This window comes from Parafrankia sp. Ea1.12 (assembly GCF_900465275.1).
Lineage (GTDB): Bacteria > Actinomycetota > Actinomycetes > Frankiales > Frankiaceae > Parafrankia > Parafrankia soli.
Genome location: NZ_UBIZ01000245.1, coordinates 1 through 2,633 on the forward strand (window position 1 = coordinate 1; position 2,633 = coordinate 2,633).

Genomic DNA, 2,633 nt, shown 5'->3' on the forward strand with positions numbered 1-2,633 from the left:
GTGTGCTGCCCGACCCGACCCGCAGCACCGGCGGCGGTGGCCGGCGGGGCGGCGTTCACCTTCGGCTACACCGAGCACGTCGAGCTCCTCACCGCCGCTGGCGCGCAGGTGCTCACCGTCGACCCGCTGCGCGACGAGACCCTCCCGGACGGCACGGACGCGCTGGTCGTCGGTGGCGGGTTCCCCGAGGAGCATGCCGGCGCGCTGGCGGCGAACAGCCGGCTGCGTGGGCAGGTCGCGGCGCTGGCGGCCCGCGGCGCGCCGCTGGTCGCCGAATGCGCCGGGCTGCTCTACCTGGGCCGTTCGTTGGACGGGACGGCGATGTGCGGGGTTCTCGACACCGACGCGGTGATGGGCCCGCGGCTCACCCTGGGCTACCGGCATGCGGTCGCCGCGGCTGACAGCCCGCTGGTGGCGGCGGGGACGGTCGTCACCGCCCACGAGTTCCACCGCACCCGGCTGAGCGTCGACCGGGCGGAGCTGCCCGGGACACCGGCCTGGCAGGTGGACATCCCACCGCCGCGGTTCGGTGACAGCGACCCCGCCGCCGGTGCCGGCGGGCGGGTGGACGACGGAGACGGCGGAGCGGACGGTACGGCGGTGGGTGGGCGACCTGAGGGGTTCGTCCGCGGCGGGGTGCACGCCTCCTACCTGCACCTGCACTGGGCGGGCCTACCCGCCGTGCCGGCGCGGCTCGTCGCCGCCGCCGCCGGTACCGCCCGCACCCGCCCATCCGGCGGCACCCCACCCGCCGGCGGCGGCGGGCACGGCCATGGACGGGACGCCGGTGGCAATCCCCCGGCGTCCCCTGGAACAACGGAGGTGTCATCGCGGTGAGCGGCACGGTGAACCCCCGACTCGTCGGTGTCGGTGTCGGCCCGGGCGACCCGGACCTGGTGACCTACCGGGCGGTCCGCGTTCTGCGGGAGGCGACCGTCGTGTTCGTCCCGGTCAGCGACGGCCACGGCCCGTACGGTCCCGCGCCGGGCAGCCCCAGCCCCACCGACCGGCCCGGGACGGCCACGGGTGCGGGTGCGGGGCCGCCGGGGCGGGCGGAGGTGACGGTGCGCGCCCACGTCGACCACGACCGGATCGTGACGCTGCCGTTCCGGATGGCCGGCGACGCCGACTACCTCGGTCCCGCCCGTGCCGTCGCCGCCGCCCTACGTGGCGAAACCACCGGCACCGCGGACGGCGCGCCCGACGGCGGGCCGCCCGGCACCTTGGCCGGCCCGGCGACAGCGCCAGACACAGGACCTGGGTCTGGGATCACGGTGGCGTTCGCGACGATCGGAGACCCGAACCTGTACTCGACGTTCACCGCCCTCGCCGCCGCAGTGCGCACCCTGCTCCCCGACGTCGAACTGGACACGGTGCCGGGTATCACCGCGATGCAGGACCTGGCCGCCCGGTCGGGCACCGTGCTCGCCCACGGCGCGGAAACCCTCGCGCTGCTCCCGCTGACCGCCGGCGTCGACGCCTACCGCAGCGCGGTCGCCGGCTTCGACACCGTCGTCGCCTACAAGGGTGGGCGTGCCCTGCCCGCCGTCCGCGGGGTGCTCGCCGACGCCGCCCGGCTCGACGGGCCGGCCGGGCACGCCGTCTACGGGGCCGCGCTCGGCCTGCCCGAGCAGGACATCCGTCCCGCCGCCGACCTGGAACCGGGCGAGACCGGGCCCTACCTGTCCACGGTCCTGGCGACGCGGCGGGCACGGTGGCCACGATGAGCCACCCCGGCCGCGGCACCGGTCAGCCAGTGGACGGCGCCGGGCCGGGACGCGGGCGGGTCAGTTTCGTCGGCGCCGGCCCGGGTGCCGCCGATCTGATCACCGTGCGCGGCGCGGCGGTTCTCGCCGCCGCCGACGTGGTGATCTGGGCGTCCTCGCTGGTGCACCCCGCCATCCTCGACCATGCCCGTGACGGCGCCGAACTGATCGACTCCGCGGCGTTGCCGTTGGAGGGCGTCGAGGCGGTCTACCGCCGTGCCGCCGAGCAGGGTCTGCACGTCGCCCGGGTCCACTCGGGGGATCCGGCGCTGTGGGGGGCGGTGCAGGAGCAGCTGGAGATCTGCGACCGGCTCGGCCTGGACAGCGACATCGTGCCCGGGGTGAGCAGCTTCACCGCGCTCGCCGCGGCGTTGCGCCGGGAGCTGACCGTCCCCGAGGTCGCCCAGTCGGTGATCCTGACCCGGCTCGGGGGTGGGAAGACCCCGATGCCACCCGGGGAGGAGGTCCGCGACCTCGCCCGGCACGGCACGACGATGGCGCTGTTCCTGTCCGCGGCCCGTTCCGGGCAGCTGCGCGACGAGCTGCTCGCCGGCGGCTACCCGCCGGACACGCCCTGTGTCGTCGCCTACCAGGTGAGCTGGCCGGACGAGCTGATCGTGCGCTGCACCCTCGACACGCTCGCCGACACGGTCAAGGCGCACCGGCTGTGGAAGCACACCCTGGTGCTCGTCGGCCCGGCGCTGGTGGCCGGGGGGCGACGCTCCCACCTGTACCACCCGGGGCATTTTCACACCTACCGGCGGGCGCAGTCCGGTGCGCGCACGGTGCTGCGCGACGCCGACCGGGCGCTGGCCGCCGCCGGCGCAGACGATGCCCGTGACGCCGTCCGCGAGCGCGGCGGTGGAC

Annotated in this window: 2 protein-coding genes and 1 pseudogene; all 3 read left to right on the forward strand. The window is 76.3% G+C overall.

Features of this window, described 5'->3' with window-relative positions:
- A pseudogene (locus FMEAI12_RS10330) lies at positions 1-837 on the forward strand (cobyrinate a,c-diamide synthase); the annotation flags it as partial.
- Positions 834-1,727 carry an SAM-dependent methyltransferase gene (locus FMEAI12_RS10335; protein WP_112105840.1) on the forward strand — a complete coding sequence of 298 codons (894 nt, stop codon included), beginning with the start codon at positions 834-836 and terminating at the stop codon, positions 1,725-1,727. The pseudogene FMEAI12_RS10330 and the gene FMEAI12_RS10335, both read left to right, overlap by 4 nt.
- Positions 1,724-2,633 (forward strand): precorrin-4 C(11)-methyltransferase (gene cobM / locus FMEAI12_RS10340; protein WP_112105841.1); only part of this gene is annotated, 910 nt, incomplete at its 3' end. The genes FMEAI12_RS10335 and cobM, both read left to right, overlap by 4 nt.